At 44.0% G+C, this 1,260-nt stretch carries 2 protein-coding genes and 2 pseudogenes; 3 read left to right on the top strand and 1 reads right to left on the bottom strand.

Going from position 1 to position 1,260, the window contains the following annotated elements; translation table 11 throughout:
• Window positions 1–165: pseudogene (locus tag QZ506_RS09700) on the top strand (IS5/IS1182 family transposase); the annotation flags it as partial.
• A 54-nt stretch (window positions 166–219) separates the two neighbouring features.
• On the opposite strand, the pseudogene QZ506_RS09695 reads toward QZ506_RS09700, so the two are convergent.
• Window positions 220–547: pseudogene (locus tag QZ506_RS09695) on the bottom strand (transposase); the annotation flags it as partial.
• 23 nt (window positions 548–570) lie between these two features.
• On the opposite strand from QZ506_RS09695, the gene QZ506_RS09690 reads away from it, so the two are divergent.
• Both QZ506_RS09690 and QZ506_RS09685 read left to right on the top strand, forming a co-directional pair.
• Window positions 571–801: a hypothetical protein gene (locus tag QZ506_RS09690; protein WP_291970684.1), complete on the top strand. Its 231-nt coding sequence runs from the start codon at window positions 571–573 to the stop codon at window positions 799–801.
• Window positions 798–1,115: a hypothetical protein gene (locus QZ506_RS09685; RefSeq protein ID WP_291970682.1), complete on the top strand. Its 318-nt coding sequence runs from the start codon at window positions 798–800 to the stop codon at window positions 1,113–1,115. Before QZ506_RS09690 ends, QZ506_RS09685 begins: the two co-directional genes overlap by 4 nt.
• Window positions 1,116–1,260: the final 145 nt, after the last annotated feature.

Raw genomic sequence — 1,260 nt, 5'->3', positions numbered from 1 at the left:
CGGCGCTCAGTGGCTGAAACGGCCATGTTCCGGTTCAAAAGGCTTCTGGGTGGTCATCTAAGTCTGAGAGACTACGATGCTCAGGTGGGTGAAGCCATGGCCATGGTCAAAGCGCTTAACCGGATCACGCTATTAGGAATACAGAACAGTATTCACATCACGTAACAATCGACCCGTATGGGGCGCAGTCGTTACAAGTTCTGATTTATTCAACAAAGCCGTTTTTATGCTGATGTTCACTGTCTTTGCTCGCTTGCTGAGCAGCGAATAGTCTGGACAATGCAGCGACAATTTAATCAGTTTAAAAATCGAGTCAACAAAGCCCTGTAAAGCCCTCCAATGAAAGGCCAAACACGCGTTTCATCATCAGGACTGTGGTGATGGCCATATCTGAGTAGTAGAGCGGTCGTCCACGCCGCTCAGTAGTGTTTTTTTCCGTCCATGCAGCAATGGCTGATTCATCTAGCCATACGGTTAGAGAACCGCGCTGCTTGAGGGCCTTGTTATAAGAAGGCCAGTTGGTGATTTTAAAATTTTGTTTTGCCATGGAGACCTGATTTTGAAACAACTGTGGTGATCTGCTCCGATGATTACCCAAAAGTTCTATTTATTCAACAAAGCCTGGGAGGGGTGATGAAAAAACTAATAGTTGTGATTTTTGCATACATGACTTTATTTGTCGGTTCCGCATTGGCATTTACTAGAGATGGTTTTTATTCTATCAATAGTAATGACTGGGTGGCGAATTCAACCCCCCCCCCACGGGTGACGTATTTGTATGTAGCAAATGTGGGTCAATGATTCAGGTGCTAGTCGCTTACGGGCCTAAGGCAGACAAGGATTCTCCTTTTAAGAATAATGATGATTTTATAAAGGCATTCGAGCCAGAAAGTAAACAAAAACAGTTTGCCGAAATGTTGCTTAAAGGAAGCATCCCAACCGAAGGATACAAGATTAATGTTGAACGTGTGGGGTTAAGCTCCGCGGGCGGGTTAAAAGCTCTTCAATATGCTGCGAAAGTAGAAATGCCGGGTGGATACTTATCCCACGAAACCACAATGGTCGCTTTCCATCGAGACAGAATTGTTAAAGTAACAATAAATTACTTGTATTAGTCGCGACTAGATCTGACACTGGACCTTGAAAGGTTGAGAGTTACCGGTTTTGATATGGGTGTCTAATCCTTAAACAAAACGCGAGGTAACTCTCATGCTTCATACTAACAATTCCATTATCAAACATAAAGCCGGCCTGCTCAAT

Source organism: Candidatus Symbiopectobacterium sp. (assembly GCF_020054415.1).
In the GTDB taxonomy this organism is placed as follows: Bacteria; Pseudomonadota; Gammaproteobacteria; order Enterobacterales; family Enterobacteriaceae; genus Symbiopectobacterium.
Note: the sequence above shows the minus strand (reverse complement) of the source record. Positions and strands in the feature narration are given on the sequence as shown.

Bases quoted from the DNA above. Each gene is read 5' to 3' on its own strand.
- QZ506_RS09685 (WP_291970682.1), top strand. From the start codon at position 798: ATGATTCAGGTGCTAGTCGCTTACGGGCCTAAGGCAGACAAGGATTCT.